At 63.6% G+C, this 21,922-nt stretch carries 22 protein-coding genes; 12 read left to right on the forward strand and 10 right to left on the reverse strand.

Annotated elements, in window-relative coordinates; genetic code table 11:
• Window positions 1-75: 75 nt before the first annotated feature.
• From tauC to tauA, 3 genes are read right to left on the reverse strand one after another with little or no spacing between them, the layout of a single operon-like run.
• Window positions 76-915 carry a taurine ABC transporter permease TauC gene (gene tauC, locus AC2CGW_RS11775; RefSeq protein ID WP_484574075.1) on the reverse strand — a complete coding sequence of 280 codons (840 nt, stop codon included), beginning with the start codon at window positions 913-915 and terminating at the stop codon, window positions 76-78.
• Complete coding sequence (gene tauB, locus AC2CGW_RS11780; protein ID WP_484574076.1) at window positions 912-1,703, reverse strand: taurine ABC transporter ATP-binding subunit; 792 nt, start codon at window positions 1,701-1,703, stop codon at window positions 912-914. Before tauB ends, tauC begins: the two co-directional genes overlap by 4 nt.
• A gap of 58 nt (window positions 1,704-1,761) precedes the next feature.
• Complete coding sequence (gene tauA, locus AC2CGW_RS11785; protein ID WP_484574077.1) at window positions 1,762-2,733, reverse strand: taurine ABC transporter substrate-binding protein; 972 nt, start codon at window positions 2,731-2,733, stop codon at window positions 1,762-1,764.
• 485 nt (window positions 2,734-3,218) lie between these two features.
• Between tauA and AC2CGW_RS11790 the strand changes: the two genes are divergently transcribed.
• The 8 genes from AC2CGW_RS11790 to AC2CGW_RS11825 all read left to right on the forward strand — a co-directional run bounded on the left by AC2CGW_RS11790 (window position 3,219) and on the right by AC2CGW_RS11825 (window position 10,341).
• Window positions 3,219-4,571: an OprD family porin gene (locus AC2CGW_RS11790; protein WP_411383604.1), complete on the forward strand. Its 1,353-nt coding sequence runs from the start codon at window positions 3,219-3,221 to the stop codon at window positions 4,569-4,571.
• 165 nt (window positions 4,572-4,736) lie between these two features.
• On the forward strand, window positions 4,737-5,375 hold the full coding sequence (locus AC2CGW_RS11795; RefSeq protein ID WP_054891663.1) for a peroxiredoxin: 639 nt from the start codon (window positions 4,737-4,739) through the stop codon (window positions 5,373-5,375).
• A gap of 239 nt (window positions 5,376-5,614) precedes the next feature.
• The gene (gene ssuE / locus AC2CGW_RS11800; RefSeq protein ID WP_054891664.1) at window positions 5,615-6,208 is read left to right on the forward strand and encodes an NADPH-dependent FMN reductase; all 594 of its coding nucleotides are present in this window, start codon (window positions 5,615-5,617) and stop codon (window positions 6,206-6,208) included.
• A gap of 95 nt (window positions 6,209-6,303) precedes the next feature.
• Window positions 6,304-7,269, forward strand: a complete 966-nt coding sequence (locus AC2CGW_RS11805) for a sulfonate ABC transporter substrate-binding protein (protein ID WP_186667414.1) — start codon at window positions 6,304-6,306, stop codon at window positions 7,267-7,269.
• Window positions 7,270-7,329: 60 nt separating this feature from the next.
• Window positions 7,330-8,478 carry an FMNH2-dependent alkanesulfonate monooxygenase gene (ssuD, locus tag AC2CGW_RS11810; protein WP_484574078.1) on the forward strand — a complete coding sequence of 383 codons (1,149 nt, stop codon included), beginning with the start codon at window positions 7,330-7,332 and terminating at the stop codon, window positions 8,476-8,478.
• 10 nt (window positions 8,479-8,488) lie between these two features.
• Complete coding sequence (gene ssuC / locus AC2CGW_RS11815; protein WP_186667416.1) at window positions 8,489-9,286, forward strand: aliphatic sulfonate ABC transporter permease SsuC; 798 nt, start codon at window positions 8,489-8,491, stop codon at window positions 9,284-9,286.
• The gene (gene ssuB / locus AC2CGW_RS11820; protein ID WP_186710734.1) at window positions 9,283-10,095 is read left to right on the forward strand and encodes an aliphatic sulfonates ABC transporter ATP-binding protein; all 813 of its coding nucleotides are present in this window, start codon (window positions 9,283-9,285) and stop codon (window positions 10,093-10,095) included. Before ssuC ends, ssuB begins: the two co-directional genes overlap by 4 nt.
• Window positions 10,096-10,125: 30 nt before the next feature.
• On the forward strand, window positions 10,126-10,341 hold the full coding sequence (locus tag AC2CGW_RS11825) for a TOBE domain-containing protein (RefSeq protein ID WP_087501913.1): 216 nt from the start codon (window positions 10,126-10,128) through the stop codon (window positions 10,339-10,341).
• Window positions 10,342-10,433: 92 nt separating this feature from the next.
• On the opposite strand, the gene AC2CGW_RS11830 is transcribed toward AC2CGW_RS11825, so the two are convergent.
• The 4 genes from AC2CGW_RS11830 to AC2CGW_RS11845 form a co-directional block, all read right to left on the reverse strand.
• Window positions 10,434-11,066: a TetR/AcrR family transcriptional regulator gene (locus AC2CGW_RS11830; RefSeq protein ID WP_484574079.1), complete on the reverse strand. Its 633-nt coding sequence runs from the start codon at window positions 11,064-11,066 to the stop codon at window positions 10,434-10,436.
• A complete protein-coding gene (gene gshA / locus AC2CGW_RS11835; RefSeq protein ID WP_186710730.1) occupies window positions 11,066-12,643 on the reverse strand; it encodes a glutamate--cysteine ligase in 1,578 nt (525 codons plus the stop codon). The genes AC2CGW_RS11830 and gshA overlap by 1 nt, the downstream gene beginning before the upstream one ends.
• Window positions 12,644-12,914: 271 nt before the next feature.
• Complete coding sequence (locus AC2CGW_RS11840; RefSeq protein ID WP_186667420.1) at window positions 12,915-13,298, reverse strand: PaaI family thioesterase; 384 nt, start codon at window positions 13,296-13,298, stop codon at window positions 12,915-12,917.
• Entirely contained in the window at window positions 13,298-15,622 is a 2,325-nt protein-coding gene (locus tag AC2CGW_RS11845; RefSeq protein ID WP_186667421.1) for a Tex family protein, read from the reverse strand. Before AC2CGW_RS11845 ends, AC2CGW_RS11840 begins: the two co-directional genes overlap by 1 nt.
• Window positions 15,623-15,850: 228 nt before the next feature.
• On the opposite strand from AC2CGW_RS11845, the gene ompR reads away from it, so the two are divergent.
• Window positions 15,851-16,591, forward strand: coding sequence for an osmolarity response regulator transcription factor OmpR (gene ompR, locus AC2CGW_RS11850; RefSeq protein WP_186667422.1), 741 nt, complete (start codon window positions 15,851-15,853; stop codon window positions 16,589-16,591).
• A gap of 98 nt (window positions 16,592-16,689) precedes the next feature.
• On the forward strand, window positions 16,690-18,003 hold the full coding sequence (locus AC2CGW_RS11855) for an ATP-binding protein (RefSeq protein ID WP_186667423.1): 1,314 nt from the start codon (window positions 16,690-16,692) through the stop codon (window positions 18,001-18,003).
• Window positions 18,004-18,055: 52 nt separating this feature from the next.
• On the opposite strand, the gene rimK is transcribed toward AC2CGW_RS11855, so the two are convergent.
• Entirely contained in the window at window positions 18,056-18,961 is a 906-nt protein-coding gene (gene rimK / locus AC2CGW_RS11860) for a 30S ribosomal protein S6--L-glutamate ligase (RefSeq protein WP_015268602.1), read from the reverse strand.
• Window positions 18,958-19,440, reverse strand: coding sequence for a retropepsin-like aspartic endopeptidase RimB (gene rimB / locus AC2CGW_RS11865; protein WP_063542222.1), 483 nt, complete (start codon window positions 19,438-19,440; stop codon window positions 18,958-18,960). Before rimB ends, rimK begins: the two co-directional genes overlap by 4 nt.
• A 109-nt stretch (window positions 19,441-19,549) precedes the next feature.
• On the opposite strand from rimB, the gene AC2CGW_RS11870 reads away from it, so the two are divergent.
• Window positions 19,550-19,951, forward strand: coding sequence for an RNA-binding S4 domain-containing protein (locus AC2CGW_RS11870; protein WP_186667424.1), 402 nt, complete (start codon window positions 19,550-19,552; stop codon window positions 19,949-19,951).
• Between the two features lie 20 nt (window positions 19,952-19,971).
• Here the strand turns inward: AC2CGW_RS11870 and AC2CGW_RS11875 are convergent, their stop codons facing one another.
• A complete protein-coding gene (locus tag AC2CGW_RS11875) occupies window positions 19,972-20,775 on the reverse strand; it encodes a phosphatase PAP2 family protein (protein WP_484574080.1) in 804 nt (267 codons plus the stop codon).
• Window positions 20,776-20,891: 116 nt separating this feature from the next.
• Here AC2CGW_RS11875 and hslO point away from each other — a divergent pair, with 116 nt between their 5' ends.
• Window positions 20,892-21,791, forward strand: a complete 900-nt coding sequence (hslO, locus tag AC2CGW_RS11880) for an Hsp33 family molecular chaperone HslO (RefSeq protein ID WP_186667426.1) — start codon at window positions 20,892-20,894, stop codon at window positions 21,789-21,791.
• Window positions 21,792-21,922: the final 131 nt, after the last annotated feature.

Raw genomic sequence — 21,922 nt, forward strand, 5'->3', positions numbered from 1 at the left:
CGGTGTCGTTGTGGACCTCATCGCGGGCAAGCCCGTTTTGTAGGAGCGGGCTTGCCCGCGATGAGGCCTAAAAGGTCAGTGACTCTGTCCATGCCAGGGTACGAGGCGGCGCTGCAGGGCGCGCAGGCCCATCTCCAGGGCAAAGGCGATCAGCGCGATCAGCAGGATGCCCAGCACCACCACATCGGTGACCAGGAACTGCGCGGCTGACTGCACCATGAAGCCCAGGCCGCTGGTGGCGGCGATCAGTTCGGCGGCGACCAGGGTCGACCAGCCGACCCCCAGGCCGATGCGAATGCCGGTGAGGATGTCAGGCAAGGCGCTGGGCAGGATCACATGGCGAATCAGTTGCACCTTGCTCGCCCCCAGCGACTGCGCGGCGCGCAGCTTGGCCGGGTCGACGGTGCGCACGCCGGTGGCGGTGGCGATGGCGATCGGGGCGAAGATCGCCAGGTAGATCAGCAGCACTTTTGACAGCTCGCCGATCCCGCACCAGATCACGATCAGCGGCAGGTAGGCCAGCGGCGGTATCGGTCGGTAGAACTCGATCAGTGGGTCGAGGATGCCGCGAGCCACGCGGTTGTAGCCGATGGCGATGCCGACCGGAATCGCGGTCAGGGTCGCCGCCAGCAACGCCACGCCGATGCGGCCCATGCTCGCGCCCAGGTGCTGCCAGAGGCTGGCGTCCATGTAGCCCTGGGTCAGCAGTACCCAGGCCTTGGCCAGGATGTCGCCGGGGGCGGGCAGGAACAGTGGCTCGACCCAGCCGGCAGCGGTCACCAGCCACCAGACCAGCAGCAGGCTGGCCAGGGTCAGGGCGCTGATCCAGCGGGTCGGCAGCGGGCGGCGGGTCTTCACCGCCGAGGCGGTGCGGGTGTCGGTTTTGCCGGCGACCGGCAGGTCCAGGCTGCTCATGCGGACTCCTCGCGGCGGGCGGCACGTTGGGAAAACACCCGCGACAGCACGTGCTCGCGGGTTTCGATGAAGCGCGGATCGGACTTGATCGCCCGCGCTGGTTCGCCCGCGGCGTAGCGCTGGCCGAAGTGCAGTCGCAGGCGCTCGACCACGCGCCCCGGATTAGGGGCCAGCAACACCAGTTCGCTGGCCAGGAACACGGCTTCCTCGATGTCGTGGGTGATCAGGAACACTGGCTTTGCGGTGCGCTGCCAGACCTGCAGCAACAGCTCCTGCATCTGCTCGCGGGTGAAGGCATCGAGGGCGCCGAAGGGTTCGTCCATCAGCAGTACGCGTGGGTCGGCAGCCAGGGCGCGGGCCAGGCCCACGCGCTGCTTCTGTCCACCGGAAAGCTGCCAGATGCGCCGGTCGCCGAACCCGGCCAGATCGACCAGTGCCAGCATCTCGCGCGCCTTGGCTTCACGCTGCGCGCGAGGGACGCCGGCCAGCTCCAGGCCGAAAGCGACATTGCCGAGCACGTCCTGCCAGGGCAGCAGGGCGTCATCCTGAAACACCACCCCACGGTCGGCACCCGGGCCTTGCACGGGCGCGCCGTCGAGGGTGATGCGCCCGCTGCTGGGGGCGACGAAGCCGGCGATGAGATTGAGCAGCGAGGTCTTGCCGCTGCCGGAGGGCCCGAGGGCGACCAGCAGTTGGCGTGGCCCCAGCGTCAGGTTGATGTCATCCAGCACCGGGGTGGTGGCGCCGGGGTACTGTGCGCTGATGCGCTCCAGCTCGAGCAAGGCCATGATGGGCTCCGGTTCGGGGCGCAGGGCGCCCCTGGGTTCGATCGGTTGGGCAGGTGCTTCAGTCGGGAAGGAACTTGGCCGTTACGTACGGCGAGTAATCCGGCAGCACCGCCTCGACCTTGCCTTGCTCCTTGAGGAAGGTCGCGGTGTCGGTCAGCGCCTGGGTGGTTGGCGCGCCCAGCGCCGCGCTCTGGTCGGCGGCCAACGGGTAGACGTTGCCCTCCAGCAGGCCGGGGATATCGCCGGTCTTGGCGCCGGACAGCTTGGCCAGCTTGTTCACGTTGTCTGGATTGGCCAGCCAGGCTTTCGGGTCCTTGCGGTAGTCGGCGTAGGCGTCGAGGGTGACCTTGGCGAACGACTTGACGATCTCCGGGTGCTTCTCGGCGAAGTCCTTGCGCACGATCCAGGCATCGAAGGTCGGGGCGCCTTTCTTTGCCAGTTCGCCAGAGGTGATCAGCACCTTGCCGTTTTCCTTGGCCACGCCCAGTGCCGGGTCCCAGACGTAGGTGGCGTCGATGTCGCCGCGTTTCCAGGCGGCGATGATCGCAGGCGGCGCGAGGTTGAGGATCTGCACCTTGGCCGGGTCGATGTTCCAGCTCTTGAGCGCCGCCAGCAGGCTGTAGTGGCCCGTGGAGACGAAGGGCACGGCGACTTTCTTGCCGATCAGGTCCTGTGGGGTCTTGATGCTGTCGCGGGCGACCAGCGCTTCACCGGCGCCGATCTGGGTGGCGATGAGGAACGTCTCCACCGGCACCTTGCGGGTGGTCGCGGCAGCCAGCGGGCTGGAGCCCAGGTAGCCGATCTGCACGTCGCCGGAGGCGACGGCGGCGATGATGTCGGCACCGTTGTCGAATTTGCGCCAGTCGATGCTGGCGTGGCTGGCTTTTTCATAGCTGCCATCGGCCTGGGCCACCTTGGCCGGATCTACGGTGGTCTGGTAGGCCACGGTCAGGTCGGCGGCCTGGGCGAACCAGCTGGCGGTGGCCAGGGTCAGCGCGGCGAACAGGCGCAGGGGGGCGTGGGGGATCATGATCGAACCTCTCGTCAGGCATCGGGTGATGAATGACGCGAAGACTAAATGATCTAAGAATTACAAAATAAATAACTTTTCAGAATTATCTTAGGAGACAAAACGCTTAGCGAACGCACCCTGTCGGACGAAAGGTTGTGAAAATTTTGTGAAAGGCTACGCTTTCACAACTTTTCACGGAGCGCCCTCTGGCAAAGGGCTGCAGATAACCGGAAGCTATGAGCAAGGGACGCCAATACACCAAATGACGCTGAAGGTTCCGTATTTATTCCGGAAAAATCTGACGATTTCATAAAACGGTCATTTTGGATTTATAGGATTGTCATTATCCTGTAGCGCAGGTGCATTAGACCAAAGTCGTGAAATCTCTGGTAACGATTGACTTACCAGTCACACTTTGGTGCTAAATCGCTTACCCGTGGCGAGGGGGGCAGCAGATCCCCCCGCCTTGAGAATACAAAAATTAGAACGTAGAGGAGCAAAGCATGTACAAGTCTAGCCTGGCCCTGGCCGTGGCACTGGGGGTTCTCGCCCAACAAGCGGGCGCCGCTGGCTTCATCGAAGACAGCAAGGTATCCATCAGCTCGCGCACCATGTACTTCAACAACGACGACCACGAAGTTCGCACGAACGCTCAGGGTCGTAACGGTGACCAGCGCGAAACCGCCCAAGGTTTCAAGCTCGACTACCTGTCTGGCTTCACCCAAGGCACCGTTGGTTTCGGTGTCGACGTTCAAGCTCTCTGGGGTATCCACCTCGATGGCGGCCGTGGCCGTCACCCGGATAACAACACCTTCTTCCCAAGCGACAGCGACGGCTCTGCCGTGAGCCAGTGGGCTCGCATCGGTGGTAACGCCAAGGCTCGCTTCTCCAAGACCGAAGTCCACTACGGCAGCGCCCTGGCGCCAAACCTGCCGATCCTGGTCTCCAACGACGGTCGTCTGCTGCCGCAAACCTTCGAGGGCGGTACCGTCCAGTCGAAGGAAATCGACAACGTCACCCTCAACGCGGGCCAGCTGACCCACGCCATGGGCCGTGCCTCGAGCAACCGCACCGGCCTGTCCGTTGGCGGCGCTTACCGCGACAGCAACAAGTTCCAGTTCGCCGGCGGCGACTGGAAGGTCACCAAAGACCTGACCCTGCAGTACTACTACTCGAACCTGGAAGACTTCTACAAGCAGCACTTCCTGGGTCTGACCCACGTCTACCAGATCGCCAACGATCAGTCGTTCAAGACCGACCTGCGCTGGTTCAAGAGCAGCAGCGACGGCAAGAACGGCGAAGCCGGCTACACCTTCAACAACAACGGTGGCTATGCCAAGAACGCAGGCGAGGTCGACAACAAGACCTGGTCCGCGATGTTCACCTACACCATCGGCGGCCACGCAATCATGCTGGGTCACCAACAGGTTGGCGACGACGGCGGTTTCGTCTGGCTGAACCAGGGTAACGTGCGCAAGGACGGCAGCACCTCGCCGCTGGAAGGCAACGGTGGCTCGAGCTTCTACCTGTTCACCGACAGCATGATCAACCAGTTCGCCCGCGCTGGCGAGAACACCACTTTCGGTCAGTACTCCTATGACTTCGCACGTCTGGGCGTACCGGGCCTGAAGGCATCCGTGGCCTACCTGCGCGGTGATGACGTCAAGAACGCCCGCACCAGCGGCACCTACAGCGAGTGGGAGCGCGACGCGCGTATCGACTACGTACTGCAGGAAGGCACCCTCAAGGGCCTGGGCGTCAGCCTGCGTCACGGTACCTACCGTGGCGGCGGCGAGAGCATCAACGATGCTGATCAGACTCGTCTGATCTTCAACTACACTTACAACTTCATGTAAGTCGTAGCTGCAACGAAAGAGCCTCGCCTGGTGCGAGGCTTTTTTGTGTGTGCAAATTCGTATTCTTTCTGGTTATAAATAAATCATTATTCATTCTTTTTGTTTTTAATCGGAAGCAGGCACATTGAATCTCACAAGGCCAGACACAGCACAGGAGCCGCTTCCATGAGCCTCAAACTCGGCGACATCGCCCCCGACTTCGAACAGGATTCCAGCGCCGGCAAGATCCGTTTCCATGAGTGGCTGGGCAACAGCTGGGGCGTGCTGTTCTCCCACCCGGCCGACTTCACCCCAGTGTGCACCACCGAACTGGGCCTGACCGCCAAGCTCAAGGATGAGTTCGCCAAGCGCGGGGTCAAGGCTATCGCACTGTCGGTGGACCCGGTCGACTCGCACCACAAGTGGATCGATGACATCAACGAGACCCAGAACACCGTGGTCAACTTCCCGATCATCGCCGATGCCGATCGCAAGGTGTCTGACCTGTACGACCTGATCCACCCCAACGCCAACGACACCCTTACCGTACGCTCGCTGTTCGTGATCGACCCGAACAAGAAGGTACGCCTGACCATCACCTATCCAGCCAGCACAGGGCGCAACTTCAACGAAATCCTGCGGGTGATCGATTCGTTGCAGCTGACCGACAACTACAAGGTCGCCACCCCAGGTAACTGGCAGGACGGTGACGAAGTGGTGATCGTGCCTTCGCTGAAGGATGAGGACGAGATCAAGCAGCGCTTCCCGAAAGGTTATCGGGCCGTCAAACCCTATCTGCGCCTCACCCCGCAACCCAATCGTTGAATCCTCGTTGCATTGCTCTTAGCCATAGCAGGGATTTCGGGCCGTTTCGACGGCCTTTTTTTATGCCCGCTTTTTGTGGGAGCGGGCTGGCCCGCGAAACGGGCGAGGTCAAAACGCTATATCTCCATAACGCATAAACAAATGAAAAAATATGATTTCTAGATATATGTGGCGAGCTGCTAATGTCGGAGTCATTCACTGGGGCCACACCCCGGAACCGAATTTAAGGAAGCGCTGCAATGCTGGTTGTTTCGATAGGTGGTAGCCCCAGTACCCGTTCACGTTCCGGCGTGCTGCTCGAGCGTTCGCGCCAGTGGTTGCAGGATCGTGGTGTGGAGGTGGTGACCTTCCAGGTGCGCGAGTTTCCGGCAGAAGACCTGCTCCACGCACGTTTCGACAGCCCACAGGTGCAGCACTTCCAGCAACTGGTAGCCCAGGCTGATGGGCTGGTGGTGTCGACCCCGGTGTACAAGGCATCGTTCGCCGGGGCCCTGAAGACCTTGCTCGACCTGCTGCCCGAGCGCGCGCTGGAACACAAGGTAGTCCTGCCGATCGCTACCGGCGGCAGCATCGCCCACATGCTGGCGGTGGATTACGCATTGAAGCCTGTGCTGTCGGCACTCAAGGCGCAGGAGACCCTTCAAGGGATCTTCGCCGACGACAGCCAGGTCGCTTACGCCGAAGGCAATCGCCCGGCACAGTTGGCCGAGGCCCTGGAGGCCCGCCTGCTGGACTCGCTGGAAACCTTTCACAGTGCCTTGGCGCGTCGGCCCAAGCCGGTCGCTCCAGGTGTACTCAACGAACGCCTGATCAGTGCTCGCTGGAGCATCTGAACGACCCCGCAAATGCGTCACCGTTTTTCCACCTTACTCGCCCGACAACGAGGCAAGCAGGTGCAACCCGAACCTCATTCGCACAGGAGAGCGCCATGCGCACAGTCTTCTTGCGTCGTGGTCTGGTCGCCCTGTTTGCGGCGGCTGTGTCCTTCGGCGCCATCACCCAAGCCCAGGCCGAGAGCCTGCGCATCGGTTACCAGAAATACGGCACCCTGGTGCTGCTCAAGGCCAAGGGCTCGCTGGAAAAGCGCCTGAAGGAACAGGGCATCGACGTGCAATGGACCGAGTTCCCCGGTGGCCCGCAGCTGCTCGAAGGGCTGAACGTCGGCTCGATCGATTTCGGTGTCACCGGCGAAACGCCACCCGTCTTCGCCCAGGCCGCCGGTGCCGACCTGCTCTACGTGGCCTATGAGCCGCCTGCGCCGCACAGCGAGGCGATCCTCGTGCCCAAGGGCTCGCCGATCCAGTCGGTGAAGGAGCTCAAAGGCAAGAAAGTCGCGCTGAACAAAGGCTCCAACGTGCACTACCTGCTGGTCCGCGCCCTTGAGGACGCCGGCCTGAAATACAGCGACATCCAGCCCGTTTACCTGCCACCTGCCGATGCCCGCGCCGCCTTCGAGCGTGGCAGCGTCGATGCCTGGGTGATCTGGGACCCGTACCAGGCGGCTGCCGAACAGCAGTTGCAGGCCCGCACCCTGCGTGATGGCAAGGACCTGGTCGACAACCACCAGTTCTACCTGGCTACCCGCAGCTACGCGACCCAGCACCCGGCGGTGATCAGCACCCTCATCGATGAAGTGCGCGCCGTGGGCGAGTGGTCCCAGGCCAACCCGCAGCAAGTGACCGACCAGGTCGCGCCGCTGCTCGGCCTGCCGGCCGACATCACCCTGACCTCGGTCAAGCGCCAGGGCTACGGCGCCGCGCCGCTGACCCCGGAGGTGATCGCCGCGCAACAGAAGATCGCCGACACCTTCCAGGCTCTGAAGCTGATTCCCAAGCCCTTGAGCATCAAGGACGTGATCTGGACCCCACCGGCCAAGGTCGCCAGCGCGCCTTGAACGATTCGCCTGCGCCGCAGCATCGCTGCGGCTTGAGCCCCCCTTGAGGAGACAACTCCAATGAGCCTTAACATTTTCTGGTTCCTCCCCACCCACGGCGACGGCAAGTACCTGGGTACCACCGAAGGCGCCCGCGCCGTCGATCACGGCTACCTGACCCAGATCGCCCAGGCGGCCGATCGCCTGGGTTTCGGTGGCGTGCTGATCCCTACCGGTCGTTCCTGCGAGGACTCCTGGCTGGTCGCGGCGTCACTGATTCCGGTGACGCAGAACCTGAAGTTCCTGGTCGCGCTGCGTCCGGGCATCGTTTCGCCGACCGTGGCCGCCCGCCAGGCCGCGACTCTGGATCGCCTGTCCAATGGCCGGGCGCTGTTCAACCTGGTGACCGGTGGTGATCCGGACGAGCTGGCCGGCGATGGTCTGCACCTGAACCACCAGGAGCGCTACGAAGCCTCGGTCGAGTTCACGCGCATCTGGCGCAAGGTGCTGGAAGGCGAAGTGGTCGACTACGACGGCAAGCACATCCAGGTGAAGGGCGCCAAGCTGCTCTATCCACCGATCCAGCAGCCGCGCCCGCCGCTGTATTTCGGCGGTTCGTCCGAGGCCGCACAAGACCTCGCCGCCGAGCAGGTCGAGCTGTACCTGACCTGGGGTGAGCCCCCGGCTGCCGTGGCGGAGAAGATCGCCGCGGTGCGCGAGAAAGCCGCTGCGCAAGGCCGCGAAGTGCGCTTCGGTATCCGCCTGCATGTGATCGTGCGGGAAACCAACGAAGAAGCCTGGGCTGCCGCCGATCGACTGATTTCGCACCTGGACGATGACACCATCGCCCGCGCCCAGGCCTCGCTCGCGCGCTTCGATTCGGTTGGCCAGCAACGCATGGCGGCCTTGCACAACGGCAACCGCGACAAGCTCGAAGTCAGCCCCAACCTGTGGGCGGGCGTCGGCCTGGTACGAGGCGGCGCCGGTACAGCACTGGTGGGCGATGGCCCGACGGTCGCGGCGCGGGTCAAGGAATACGCCGACCTGGGCATCGATACCTTTATCTTCTCCGGTTATCCACACCTGGAAGAGTCCTACCGCGTCGCCGAGCTGCTGTTCCCGCACCTGGACGTGCAGCGCCCGGAGCAGGCCAAGGCCGGGGGCTACGTGAGCCCGTTCGGTGAAATGGTCGCCAACGACATCCTGCCCAAGTCCGTGTCGCAGAGCTGAGGGCCAGGCCATGAGTCGTGCAACTTCCTCCACCCTGACACAGCGCCTGGCGCCATGGGCCTTGCCCGTGCTGCTGCTGGCGGTGTGGCAGCTGGCGGTCAGCGCTGGATGGCTGTCCACGCGCATCTTGCCGGCACCGAGCGCTGTGGTCAGCGCCGGTGTCGAACTGGTGCGCAGCGGCGAGATCTGGACCCACCTGGCGATCAGTGGCTGGCGCGCAGGTGTGGGCTTTCTGATCGGCGGCAGCATCGGTCTGTTGCTGGGGTTCGTCACCGGCCTTTCGAACTGGGGCGAACGCCTGCTCGACAGCTCGGTGCAGATGATCCGCAACGTGCCGCACCTGGCGCTGATCCCGCTGGTGATCCTGTGGTTCGGCATCGACGAGTCGGCGAAGATCTTCCTGGTCGCGCTGGGCACGCTGTTCCCGATCTACCTGAACACCTACCACGGCATCCGTAATGTCGACCCGGCGCTGGTGGAAATGGCGCGCAGCTATGGCCTGTCCGGTTTCTCGCTGTTCCGCCAGGTGATCCTGCCCGGTGCGCTGCCTTCGATCCTGGTCGGTGTGCGCTTTGCCCTGGGCTTCATGTGGCTGACCCTGATCGTTGCCGAGACCATCTCGGCTAATGCCGGCATCGGTTACCTGGCGATGAACGCCCGTGAATTCCTGCAAACCGACGTGGTGGTCCTGGCCATCGTCATGTACGCCGTGCTCGGCAAGCTCGCCGACCTCGCCGCCCGTGGCCTGGAGCGTGTCTGGCTGCGCTGGCACCCCGCCTACCAGGTGGCGAAGAAGGAGGGCGCATGACCGTGCTCAAGGAACAACCGCCGCGCCTGCTGCGTGGCATCCCGCTGGCCGCAAACGGCCTGCGCAAGACCTTCGGCAAGCGTGAAGTGCTGCGCGGTATCGACCTGCACATCCCGGCGGGCCAGTTCGTCGCCATCGTTGGCCGCTCCGGCTGTGGCAAGAGCACCTTGTTGCGCCTGCTGGCCGGTCTGGACCAACCCAGCGCCGGCGAGCTGCTGGCCGGTGCCGCGCCGCTGGCCGATGCCCGCGAGGAAACCCGTCTGATGTTCCAGGACGCCCGTCTGCTGCCCTGGAAGAAGGTGATCGACAACGTCGGCCTGGGCTTGTCCGGAGACTGGCGGCCACGCGCGGTGCAAGCGCTGGAAGAGGTCGGCCTGGCCGATCGTGCCAATGAATGGCCAGCTGCGCTGTCCGGCGGGCAGAAGCAGCGCGTGGCCCTGGCCCGCGCGCTGATCCACCAGCCACGCCTGCTGCTGCTCGACGAGCCACTGGGTGCACTGGATGCCCTGACGCGAATCGAAATGCAGCAACTGATCGAGCGCCTCTGGCGCGAACACGGCTTCACCGTGCTGTTGGTCACCCACGACGTCAACGAGGCCGTCGCCGTGGCCGACCGGGTGATCCTGATCGAGGACGGCGAGGTCGGTCTGGACCTCACCGTCGACCTGGCAAGGCCGCGGGCGCGTGGTTCGCACCGCCTGGCGGCGCTGGAAAGCGAAGTGCTCAACCGTGTCCTGTCCGTCCCTGGCACGCCGCCCGAGCCGGAACCTGTAGCCCCTTTGCCCACGCAACTGCGTTGGGCCCACTGAATCTGCGAAGCCAATCAAAGGAATCAAGCCATGACCATCAAAGCGATCAACGTCCGCAACCAGTTCAAAGGCACCGTCAAAGAAATCCTCGAAGGCCCGGTACTGTCGGAAATCGACGTGCAGACCGTCTCCGGCATCGTCACTTCGGTGATCACTACGCGTTCCGTGCGCGAGCTGGAACTGCAGGTTGGCAGTGAAGTGATTGCCTTCGTGAAATCCACCGAGGTGTCCATCGCCAAGCTGTGATGGCGTTCGACTCCCGGGCCGTGTGAAGGCCTTCGCGGGCAAGCCCGCTCCCACAGTAACCTGTAGGAGCGGGCTTGCCCGCGAAGGCAATTTCAGCTTGTGCGCTTGGCCAGGAACGGCGGCAGATAAAGCCCCAGATAAGCCTCGAACACCCGCATGCCTTCCTCTGCCATGCGCGGTGTGATCTGCTCGTGCAGCTGTATCGACCGGGCATAGACCCGGTCGCTCAGCTCCATTGCCAGGGCGAACACATCCACGTCCCCAGGCATCACCGGCAGCAGGAAATGCCGGTCGAACAGCTTGTGCAGCAAATCGCCCAGCTCCATGTCGTGCTGGCGGTCGGCCTGGACCACTTCGCTCAGGCCATGCTGGGCGAGGATCAACTGCCGGGCGGCAGTGTCCTGGTTGTAGATATCCAGCATGCGTTGCTCGACCAGGCGTGACAGACCCTGCCAGGTGCTGAAGGCGTGGCTGTCGATCGGCGCGCTCAGCGCCTCGCGAAAGGCGCGGTGCACGTCGGCGGTCAGGGCTTCGAGCAACGCCGGAACGCTGGCGAAGAAGTGATAGACCGAGGACGGCGGGATCTGCGCCCGTTCGGCCACGCTGTAGATCGACAGCCCCGCTACCCCCTCGCCCGCCAGCAGCTCGCGAGCCGCGGCCAGGATCGCTTCGATCCTGGCCTGGCTGCTGGCGCGGGGCTTGCGTGTCGAGGGCGTGCGGCTCATCAGTTGCTGATCGCCAGGATGCTGGCCTGGTAGGCACCGACGAACAGGTCGAAGTCGCCGACTTCCTGCTGCTCCAGGCGCGACTGTTCGGCCAGAGAGTCGCGGGCGAGTGTTTCGAAGGCTTGCTGGCGCTCGCCAGGCAGCGCTTGCTCACGGAAGGTTTCGGCGTGCAGCTTGCTCTGGCGCAGCGAGAATTCGACGAAGCTTTCTTCGTGCTCGGTCATGCGCGCCAGGACCTGTGCAGAAGGTGTCAGCTCCGGGTCGTCGACCTTGGCCTGCTGCGCCTCCAGGGCCTTGGCGTGGTCGTCACCACCTTGCGCCTGGTCAAGCAGTCCGGCCAGCTGGCCGATGCGGGCGATCAGATCGCTGGCCCATTCGCGCAGGGCGACCGGCTGACCATCGCGCTGCAGCTCCAGGCCTGGGCGACGGCCTTCCTTGACCACGGTGAGGAAGTTGCTGGTGCACTGGCCGCATTCGCCGTTGTCCAGCGATGGGCTGTCCTCAAGCGCGCAGAACAGCAGGAAGGCGTCGAGGAAGCGAGCCTCGGTCAGGTCGATGCCCACCGGCAGGAAGGGGTTGATGTCCAGGCAGCGCACCTCGACGTACTGCACGCCGCGCGCGATCAGGGCCTGGATCGGACGTTCGCCGGTGTAGGTGACACGCTTGGGGCGAATGTTCGAGTAGTACTCGTTCTCGATCTGCAGGATGTTGGTGTTCAACTGCACCCATTCGCCGTCCTTGTGCGTACCGACCTCGACATAGGGCGGGTAAGGCGTGCCAACGGCCTTGCGCAGGCTGTCGGTGTAGCTGGACAGGTTGTTGTAGCAGGGCGTCAGGCCGGCCTGGGCGTTGCTCTGGTAACCCAGGTCGCTCATGCGCAGGCTAGTGGCGTAGGGCAGGTAGAGGGTGTTGGCATCCAGCTCTTCGAGCTGGTGCGGGCGGCCGCGCAGGAAGCCTTTGTCCAGTGCTGGCGAGGCGCCGAACAGGTACATCAGCAGCCAGCTGTAGCGGCGGAAGTTGCGGATCAGCGCAATGTAGGCCGACGACTGATAGTCACGGTCGTCCTGCTCGCTGCCTTCCGCTTCACGCAGCAGGGGCCAGAGGGCCTCGGGCAACGAGAAGTTGTAGTGGATGCCGGCGATGCACTGCATGGTGCGGCCGTAGCGCAGGGCCAGGCCCTTGCGGTACACGTGCTTGAGCTTGCCGATGTTGGAGCTGCCGTACTCGGCGATCGGGATGTCTTCCTCGGCGGGCAGCGCGCACGGCATCGACGGGCTCCACAGGTATTCGTCGCCGAGCTTGGTGTAGACGAAACGGTGGATCTCCTCGAGGTTCTCGAGCACCTTGGCCGGATCAGCCAGGGCCGGGGTGATGAACTCCAGCAGCGACTCGGAATAATCGGTGGTGATCTGCTCGTTGGTCAGTGCCGAACCCAGGGCTTCGGGGTGTGGGGTCTGGGCCAGCCGACCTTCGTCGGTTACTCGCAGGCATTCGCGCTCAATGCCGTGCAGGCACTGCTTGAGCAGGGAGAGATTGGCGCCGAGCAAGCTCAGGCGGCGATTGAGGAGGTCGCTCAAGATGGATTCCTTCACGCGTCAGTCGCCCCAATATGGGGGTAGAAATGACGGTCTACAAGGGTAGGGACAAAGGAACTGGCGTTGTCGCCTGGTTTACGCGGTTCCGGTGCTGGTAGCGCAGATACTTCGGGGCCTTGCCGAGCCCATCGCGGGACAAGCCCGCTCCCACAAAAGCACCGAGGCACCTGTGTGAGCGGGCTTGTCCCGCGATAGGGTCAGTGACAGCGCCCGACCAATACCGGCAAAAATACCGCAGTTATCACTCGGGCAGCTAGAGAACCGCGAAGGTTCCCTGTGCCTTGGCCACCAGCTTGTCGCCCTGGAGCACGTCGGCGTCGACCACCAGCGTACGCCGCCCGGCGTGTATCACCCGGGCGGTGCACAGCACTTCGCCGTCGCTGACAGCGCGCATGTAGTTGATCTTGCACTCGATGGTCACGCTCTGCTGGTCGAAGCCATGGCTGGCCGAACAGGCCAGGCCCATGGCGATGTCCACCAGGCTGAAGATCGCCCCACCGTGCAGTTTCTGGCCACGGTTGCGCAAGTGCGGTTCCAGCGGCAGGACCACCTCGGCAACGCCTGTGTCCAGGCGTTGCAGGCGGCAGCCCAGGAGCTGGCTGAAGGCGCTTTCGACGTATTCCTTCGGGACGTCCATCACTTCTTCTTCAACTGCTTGGCGTTGGCGAACAGCGCGGCCATGGCGTTGTTGGCCGGTGCGGCGGTGGCTGTCTCGCGTGGGCGTGGTGCCTGCTGCGAACGGTTGCCGCCGTTGCCGCGTGCGCCGCCACGGTTGCCTTCGACCTTCTCGCCGGGGGTGTCGCTCATGCGCATGGACAGGCCGACGCGCTTGCGTGGGATATCCACTTCCATGACCTTGACCTTGACCACGTCGCCGGCCTTGACCGCCTCGCGCGGATCCTTGACGAACTTCTCCGACAGCGCCGAGATGTGCACCAGACCATCCTGGTGCACGCCGATGTCGACGAAGGCACCGAAGTTGGTGACGTTGGTCACCACGCCTTCGAGGATCATGCCGGGCTCCAGGTCCTTGAGGTCCTCGACGCCATCCTGGAAGGTGGCGGTCTTGAACTCAGGGCGCGGGTCGCGGCCAGGCTTGTCCAGCTCCTGGAGGATGTCGGTGACGGTCGGCAGGCCGAAGGATTCGTCGGTGAATTTCTTCGGGTCGAGGCGCTTGAGGAAGCTGCTGTCGCCGATCAGCGAGCGGATGTCGCGGTCGGTGTCGGCGGCGATACGTTGCACCAGTGGGTAGGCTTCGGGGTGCACGGCAGAGGCGTCCAGCGGGTTGTCGCCGTTCATCACGCGCAGGAAGCCTGCGGCCTGCTCGAAGGTCTTCTCGCCGAGGCGGCTGACCTTCTTCAGCGCCGCCCGGGTGGCGAACGGGCCGTTGGCGTCGCGGTGGGCGACGATGTTCTGTGCCAGTGTGGCGTTCAGGCCGGAGATACGGGTCAGCAAGGCCACCGAGGCGGTGTTGACGTCCACGCCCACGGCGTTCACGCAGTCCTCGACCACCGCGTCCAGGCCGCGCGCCAGTTTCACCTGCGACACATCGTGCTGGTACTGACCCACCCCGATGGACTTCGGATCGATCTTCACCAGTTCGGCCAGCGGATCCTGCAGGCGGCGGGCGATCGACACCGCGCCGCGGATCGAGACGTCGAGATCCGGGAATTCGCGGGCAGCCAGCTCGGACGCGGAGTACACCGAGGCGCCTGCTTCGGAGACCATGACCTTGGTGATCTTCAGCGCCGGGTATTTTTTCACCAGGTCACCGATCAGCTTGTCGCTTTCGCGGCTGGCGGTGCCGTTGCCGATGGCGATCAGCTCCACCGAATGCTTGGCGCACAGGGCGGCGAGCACGGAGATGGTGCGGTCCCAGTCGTTTTTTGGCGCGTGCGGGTAGACGGTGGTGTAGTCCAGCAGCTTGCCGGTGGCATCGACCACCGCGACCTTGCAGCCGGTGCGCAGGCCGGGGTCGAAGCCCAGGGTGGCACGCGGGCCGGCCGGGGCGGCCAGCAGCAGGTCGTGCAGGTTGTGGGCGAAGACGTTGATCGCCTCGCCTTCGGCGTTGTCGCGCAGCTCGCCGAACAGGTCGGTTTCCAGGTGAGTGTAGAGCTTGACCTTCCAGGTCCAGCGCACCACCTCGCCCAGCCATTTGTCGGCCGGGCGGCTGCGGTTCTCGATGCCAACGTGGCTGGCGATCATCAGCTCGCACGGGTGCAGGGTGCCCGGCAGCTCCTCGCCGACCTTGAGCGAAGCGCTCAGCACGCCTTCGTTGCGACCGCGGAAGATCGCCAGGGCGCGGTGCGACGGGGCGTTGCGCAGCAGTTCGTCATGGGCGAAGTAGTCGCGGAACTTGGCGCCTTCCTCTTCCTTGCCCGGTACCACGCGCGCGGTGAGCACTGCCTCCTGCTTGAGGAAACCGCGCAGCTTTTCGAGCAGGGCGGCGTCTTCGGCGAAGCGCTCCATGAGGATGTACTTGGCGCCTTCGAGGGCGGCCTTGACGTCGGCGACGCCTTTGTCGGCGTCGACAAAGCGCGCGGCTTCGCTTTCAGGGTCGCGCTGCGGGTCGTCGAACAGGCCGTCGGCCAGTTCGCCCAGGCCGGCTTCCAGGGCAATCTGGCCCTTGGTGCGGCGCTTTTGCTTGTAGGGCAGGTAAAGGTCTTCGAGGCGGGTCTTGGTGTCGGCGAGCTTGATCTCGCGGGCCAGTTCCGGGGTCAGCTTGCCCTGCTCCTCGATGCTGGCCAGGATGCTGGCGCGGCGCTCGTCGAGTTCACGCAGGTAACGCAGGCGCTCTTCCAGGTGGCGCAGTTGCGTATCGTCCAGGCTGCCGGTCACTTCCTTGCGGTAACGGGCGATGAAGGGCACGGTCGAGCCTTCGTCCAACAGGCCCACGGCCGCCTCGACCTGCTGTGGGCGCACGCCCAGTTCCTCGGCGATACGGCTGTTGATGCTGTCCATGAGAACCACCTGACAAATAGTGAATACTAGGGCCGCAGTGGGGGTTCAGGCCCGGCGGCACTGGATGAAAGCCGCGCATTATACCTATCGCGTCCGGCTTGCGGTGATGGCGCTTGGCCATGCTCCTGGTGCGGGAAGTGGCACCCGGGGAAAAATCTGCTAACAATGCACACGGCACGCATCGCAATGGCTACGCCATAATGCGCCGCGATATCAGAGGAGTTATTGATGACCAGCACCGCAAACATTGCTGAAGGCGAAAAGATTCTCATCGTTGACGACGATCCAGGGCTGAGCAGCCTGCTGGAACGTTTCTTCACCAGCAAGGGCTTCCGTGCCCGCGCCGTGCCGAACGTCGAGCAGATGGACCGCCTGCTGGCCCGCGAAGTGTTCAACCTGGTGGTGCTCGACCTCATGCTGCCGGGTGAAGACGGCCTCTCCGCCTGCCGCCGCCTGCGCGCGGCGAACAACCAGATCCCGATCATCATGCTCACCGCCAAGGGCGACGAGCTCAGCCGCATCAAGGGCCTCGAGCTGGGCGCTGACGATTATCTCGCCAAGCCGTTCAACCCCGACGAGCTGGTCGCGCGGGTCAAGGCCGTGCTGCGGCGCCAGGTCCCGAGCGTTCCTGGCGCTCCGGGCAGCGAGGAAGAGACCGTCACCTTCGGCGACTACGAACTGTCGCTGGCCACCCGCGAACTCAAGCGCGGCGATGAAGTGCACATGCTCACCACCGGTGAGTTCGCCGTGCTCAAGGCACTGGTCATGCATGCTCGCGAACCGCTGACCCGTGACAAGCTGATGAACCTGGCCCGTGGCCGCGAGTGGGATGCCCTTGAGCGCTCAATCGACGTGCAGATCTCGCGCCTGCGCCGGATGATCGAACCCGATCCATCGAAGCCTCGCTACATCCAGACGGTCTGGGGTGTGGGTTATGTCTTCGTGCCGGACGGAAATGCCGGTAAATGAACCGCTGCCATGAGACGGCAGGGCGGCCCGCAAGGGTCGCCCTGTTTTCGTCTGTGGTCCCCGCCATGCTTGTCCCCGCCGTGCAGTAATCGTCGCCAATGAAAACGCCTCTCTGGTTTCCGCAAAGCTTCTTCGCCCGCACCCTGTGGCTGGTGCTGATCGTCGTCCTGTTTTCCAAGGCGCTGACGCTGGTGTACCTGCTGATGAACGAGGATGTGCTGGTCGACCGCCAGTACAGCCACGGTGTGGCGCTGACCTTGCGTGCCTATTGGGCGGCCGATGAAGAGAACCGGGACCAGATCGCCGAGGCGGCCGGGCTGATCCGCGTGACCGGCTCGGGTGTTCCTGAGGGTGAGCAGCACTGGCCGTACAGCGAGATCTACCAGCGCCAGATGCAGGCCGAGCTGGGCGAGGATACCGAGGTGCGCCTGCGCATCCACGCGCCGCCGGCACTGTGGGTCAATGCGCCGAGCCTGGGGCCGGGGTGGTTGAAGGTGCCGTTGTACCCGCACCCGTTGCGGGGGCAGAAGATCTGGAACGTGCTCGGTTGGTTCCTGGCCATCGGCCTGCTGTCCACCGCGTCGGCCTGGATCTTCGTGCGCCAGCTCAACCAGCCGCTCAAGCGCCTGGTGTTCGCTGCCCGCCAGCTCGGGCAGGGGCGCAGTGTGCGCCTGCCTATCAGCGATACGCCCAGCGAGATGACCGAGGTGTACCGGGCGTTCAACCAGATGGCCGAGGATGTCGAGCAGGCCGGGCGCGAGCGCGAGCTGATGCTGGCGGGGGTCTCCCACGACCTGCGCACGCCCCTGACCCGGCTACGGCTGTCGCTGTCGCTGATGGGTAACGAAAGCGAGCTCAGCGACGACATGGTGCGCGACATCGAAGACATGGACGCCATTCTCGACCAGTTCCTGGCCTTCATCCGCGATGGCCGCGACGAGCCGGTGGAAGAAGTCGACCTGGGTTATCTGATTCGCGAGGTGGTGGCGCCTTATAACCAGCCCGAAGAGCGCGTGCGCCTGTGCCTGGAGCCTATTCCACCCTTCCCGCTACGACGTGTATCGCTCAAGCGCATGCTGGGCAACCTGATCGGCAATGCCCTGCACCATGCGGGCAAGGGCGTCGAGGTGGCGGCTTATGTATCAGGTGAGCAGGGCGCGCCGTATGTGGTGCTCAGCGTGCTCGACCGGGGCACGGGGATCGACGAATCGGAACTTGAGACCATCTTCAACCCGTTCATTCGCGGCGACCGCGCGCGTGGGGGCAAGGGCACCGGGCTGGGCTTGGCGATCGTCAAACGTATCGCCGCCCAGCATGGCGGCAATGTCGAGTTGCGCAACCGCTCCGGTGGCGGGATCGAGGCGCGGGTGCGCCTGCCGCTGGGGTTGTTGCTGCCGCGCGATGCGGTGTGAGGTTCTGCGGCCTCTTCGTGGATAGCCACGAAGAGGCCGCAACGGTTTCGAATCAGCCCTTGCCCTTGGTCCGAGTCTGGTTCGGCCCGCCGTTCTTCTCCAGATGTTCGATGATCATCCCGGCAACGTTCTTGCCGGTGGTGACCTCGATACCCTCCAGCCCCGGCGACGAATTCACTTCCATCACCAGCGGGCCATGATTGGATCGCAGGATATCCACCCCGGCCACGCTAAGGCCCATGACCTTGGCCGCACGAATGGCCGTCATGCGTTCCTCGGGGGTGATCTTGATCAGGCTGGCCACTCCACCGCGGTGCAGGTTGGAGCGGAATTCGCCGGGCTTGGCCTGGCGCTTCATCGAGGCGATGACCTTGTCGCCGACCACGAAGCAGCGGATATCGGCGCCGCCGGCCTCCTTGATGTACTCCTGGACCATGATGTTCTGCTTCAGGCCCATGAACGCTTCGATGACCGACTCGGCAGCCTTGGTCGTTTCGCACAGCACTACGCCGATGCCCTGGGTGCCTTCGAGCACCTTGATCACCAGCGGTGCGCCGTTGACCATCTGGATCAGGTCGGGAATGTCATCCGGTGAGTGAGCGAAGCCTGTGATCGGCAGGCCGATGCCGCGGCGTGACAGCAGTTGCAGAGAGCGCAGCTTGTCCCGCGAGCGGGCGATGGCCACCGATTCATTGAGTGGATAGACGCCCATCATCTCGAACTGACGCAACACGGCGCAGCCATAGAAGGTCACCGAGGCGCCGATACGTGGGATCACCGCATCGAAACCTTCCAGCGGTTTGCCGCGATAGTGGATCTGCGGCTTGTGGCTGGCGATGTTCATGTAGGCGCGCAGGGTGTCGATCACGACCATTTCATGGCCGCGCTGTGTGCCGGCTTCGACCAGGCGGCGGGTGGAATACAGACGCGGGTTGCGCGAAAGCACGGCGATCTTCATGCAGCACCTGTGACAGGGGAGAGAGTGGCCGGGAAGGCCGGTTTGTCCTGAACGTACTTGAGGCCGGGGTTGACGACCAGTTGACCGTGGACCAAGGCTTTCGATCCAAGCAACAACCGATAGCGCATGCTCTTGCGGCAGGCCAGGGTGAATTCCACTTCCCAGACCCGGTCGCCCAACGCCAGCGGCGTGCGGATCACGTAGCGGGTTTGGGCGTGGCCGTTGGAGCTCTTGATGGTCTTCATGGTAACCAGCGGCGCCTCGCAGCGGCGATGGCGCAGTTGCACCACCGAACCCAGGTGTGCGGTGAAGCGCACCCACGACTGGCCGTCGCGCTCGAAGGGTTCGATGTCGGTGGCGTGCAGGCTGGAGGTGCTGGCGCCGGTGTCGATCTTGGCCCGAAGCCCGGCGAGACCGAGGTCGGGCAGGGCGATCCACTCGCGCAGGCCGATCACTGTCAGATGGTCAAATGTTTTCACGAAGCACACCCTGCGAATGAGGTGGTGAACTGTAAGCATGGCGCGGACTTTTTGCATCCGACAGTTACGGTAGTACAGTTCCGTTAAAGACAGAATTCGAGGTAGAGGGATGGCACAGAAACCAGAAGACGACGATAAGGTCCGCCTGGACAAGTGGCTGTGGGCGGCGCGCTTCTACAAGACGCGTGCGTTGGCCAAGGCGGCGATCGAGAGTGGCAAGGTGCATTGCCGTGGTGAGCGCTGCAAACCGGGCAAGGAGCCGCGGGTAGGCGATGAGTTCGTGCTGCGCACCGGTTTCGACGAGAAGACCGTGGTGGTCAAGGCGCTGTCGGTGGTGCGTCGCGGGGCGCCCGAGGCGCAGACCCTCTACGAGGAAACCGCCGACAGCGTGAAGCGCCGCGAACAGGCCGCCGAACTGCGCAAGGCCGGGGCGATGGGGGTGACCACCGACGGCCGGCCAAACAAGAAGCAACGGCGGCAGATCCACCAGTTGCATGGCAGTTTCGAGTAGACCTGCGCCTTCAGTTGCGCCTAAGAGGCCGTGCGCATCACACTCATGCGCCCGATCAGCGGCAACTTGCCGAGTACCCTGAACAGCGGTGAGGTCCAGCGCAACAGTGCCGCGCTGGCCTTGGCCGCCAGCGGGGTATGCACGGTCCAGCCCAGGGCCAGTAATGCCATCCCCAGACCGCCGATGTAGTCATCCTGTCCCCAGTGCGCACCAGCAACCAGACGCGGCAGCATGAACAACACGGCCAGCCCCCAGATCACCAGGCTCTGCACCAGTCGGCGACTGAACAGGCTCATGAACAGGGCCCAGAGCAGCAGTACCGAGGCGTGATCGCCCGGGAAACTCTTGCTGGAACGGTCCTTGAGCTCCCAGTGGGCTTCGAGGTTCGGGTAGTAGTGGCTCAGGCGCACGGCGTCGTCGAATACGATCGACGGGCTGTCATGTTGCCATCCAGATGCATCCACCCACTTGGAAAACAGCGCGCGAACCACCACTAAGAGGAGCAGACTGACGAAAAAGCCGAAGAATGCCTGTCGGACCTGTACAGCCTTGAACACCCAGTCGCCTTTGATCAGCAGCAGGAGCAGGATCAGGCCGACGACGATGTCGAAGGGGCGCAGGCTGCCCAAGGTCCAGATGTAGCGCCAGGTGGTGTTGTCTGCCAGCGGGCCGTTGAGTGCACGGAATAGCCACTCGTCGAAAGTCAGGAACAGGATCTGGCCAAACGGCCACAACCAGAAACACAGTAGAGCGACGGGCAGTAACGTGCAGGCTGCCAGAGGTCCCCAGGACCACTTTTCCTGGAACAGTGGTCGATTATCCATAAAATACCTCGATTGCCAGCTGAAATTCTGCGCGTCGGACGCGCTTTACGACGGGCCTTTGTAAGCTCCTGTAATCATTTTGTCACCCTTTTCAGAATTTTCAGATAGCCAAAACCATGAGCGATTTACCGGATACCGATTTCACCCAACGCTTCCTGTTCGAAGAGCGCGATGTGCGCGGCGAATGGGTCGAGCTCGACAAGAGCTACCGCGAAGTGCTTGCCCGTCACCCTTATCCGCAGCCGGTTGCCGCTCTGCTGGGTGAGCTGATGGCTGCCACCTCGCTGCTGGTCGGCGCACTCAAGTTCGATGGCCTGCTGATTCTGCAGGCGCGCTCGCAAGGGCCGATCCCGCTGCTGATGGTGGAGTGCTCGAGCCAGCGCGACATCCGCGGCATGGCACGTTACGAGGCCGATCAGATCGCCGCTGACGCCACCCTGGCGGACCTGATGCCTGGTGGCCACCTCACGCTGACCATCGACCCGGTCAAGGGCCAGCGCTACCAGGGCACCGTCGACCTCGATGGCGCCAACCTGTCCGAATGCTTCACCAACTACTTCGTGCAATCCCAGCAGCTCAACACGCGCTTCTGGCTCGACACCTCGGCGGGCAAGGCCCGTGGCCTGCTGCTGCAGCAGTTGCCGGTCGACCGCCAGCGTGATGAAGAAGAGCGCGAAGACAGCTGGCAACACGTAGTGGCCATGGCCAGCACGCTGAAGCCCGAAGAGTGGGCCGAAGGCAACGAAACCCTGCTGCACCGCCTCTATCACGAGGACGCCGTACGCCTCTTCGACATCGAGCCGCTGCGCTTCCACTGCAGCTGCTCGCGTGAGCGTTCCGGCAACGCTTTGGTCAGTCTCGGCGAGGCGGATGCCAAGGCGCTGGTCGAGGAATGTGGTGGCAAGGTCGAGATCGATTGCCAGTTCTGCAACGAGCGGTATTTCTTCGATGCCACCGATGTAGCGCAATTGTTTGCGGGTGGTGGCACGGACGAAGCGTCAGAAACTCGCCACTGAAACGCTTCACTACAGGAGATTCTCCTGTCTAATTGCGTAAAAGCGCAGTTACGACAGGAGGGGCCTACTTTTTTTGGGCGTTTCTGGCATAATCCGGCCACTTTTTTCGCTGTAGTAGTTTGAAACAGGCC

This window comes from Pseudomonas sp. SYWMCR5, from assembly GCF_057197165.1.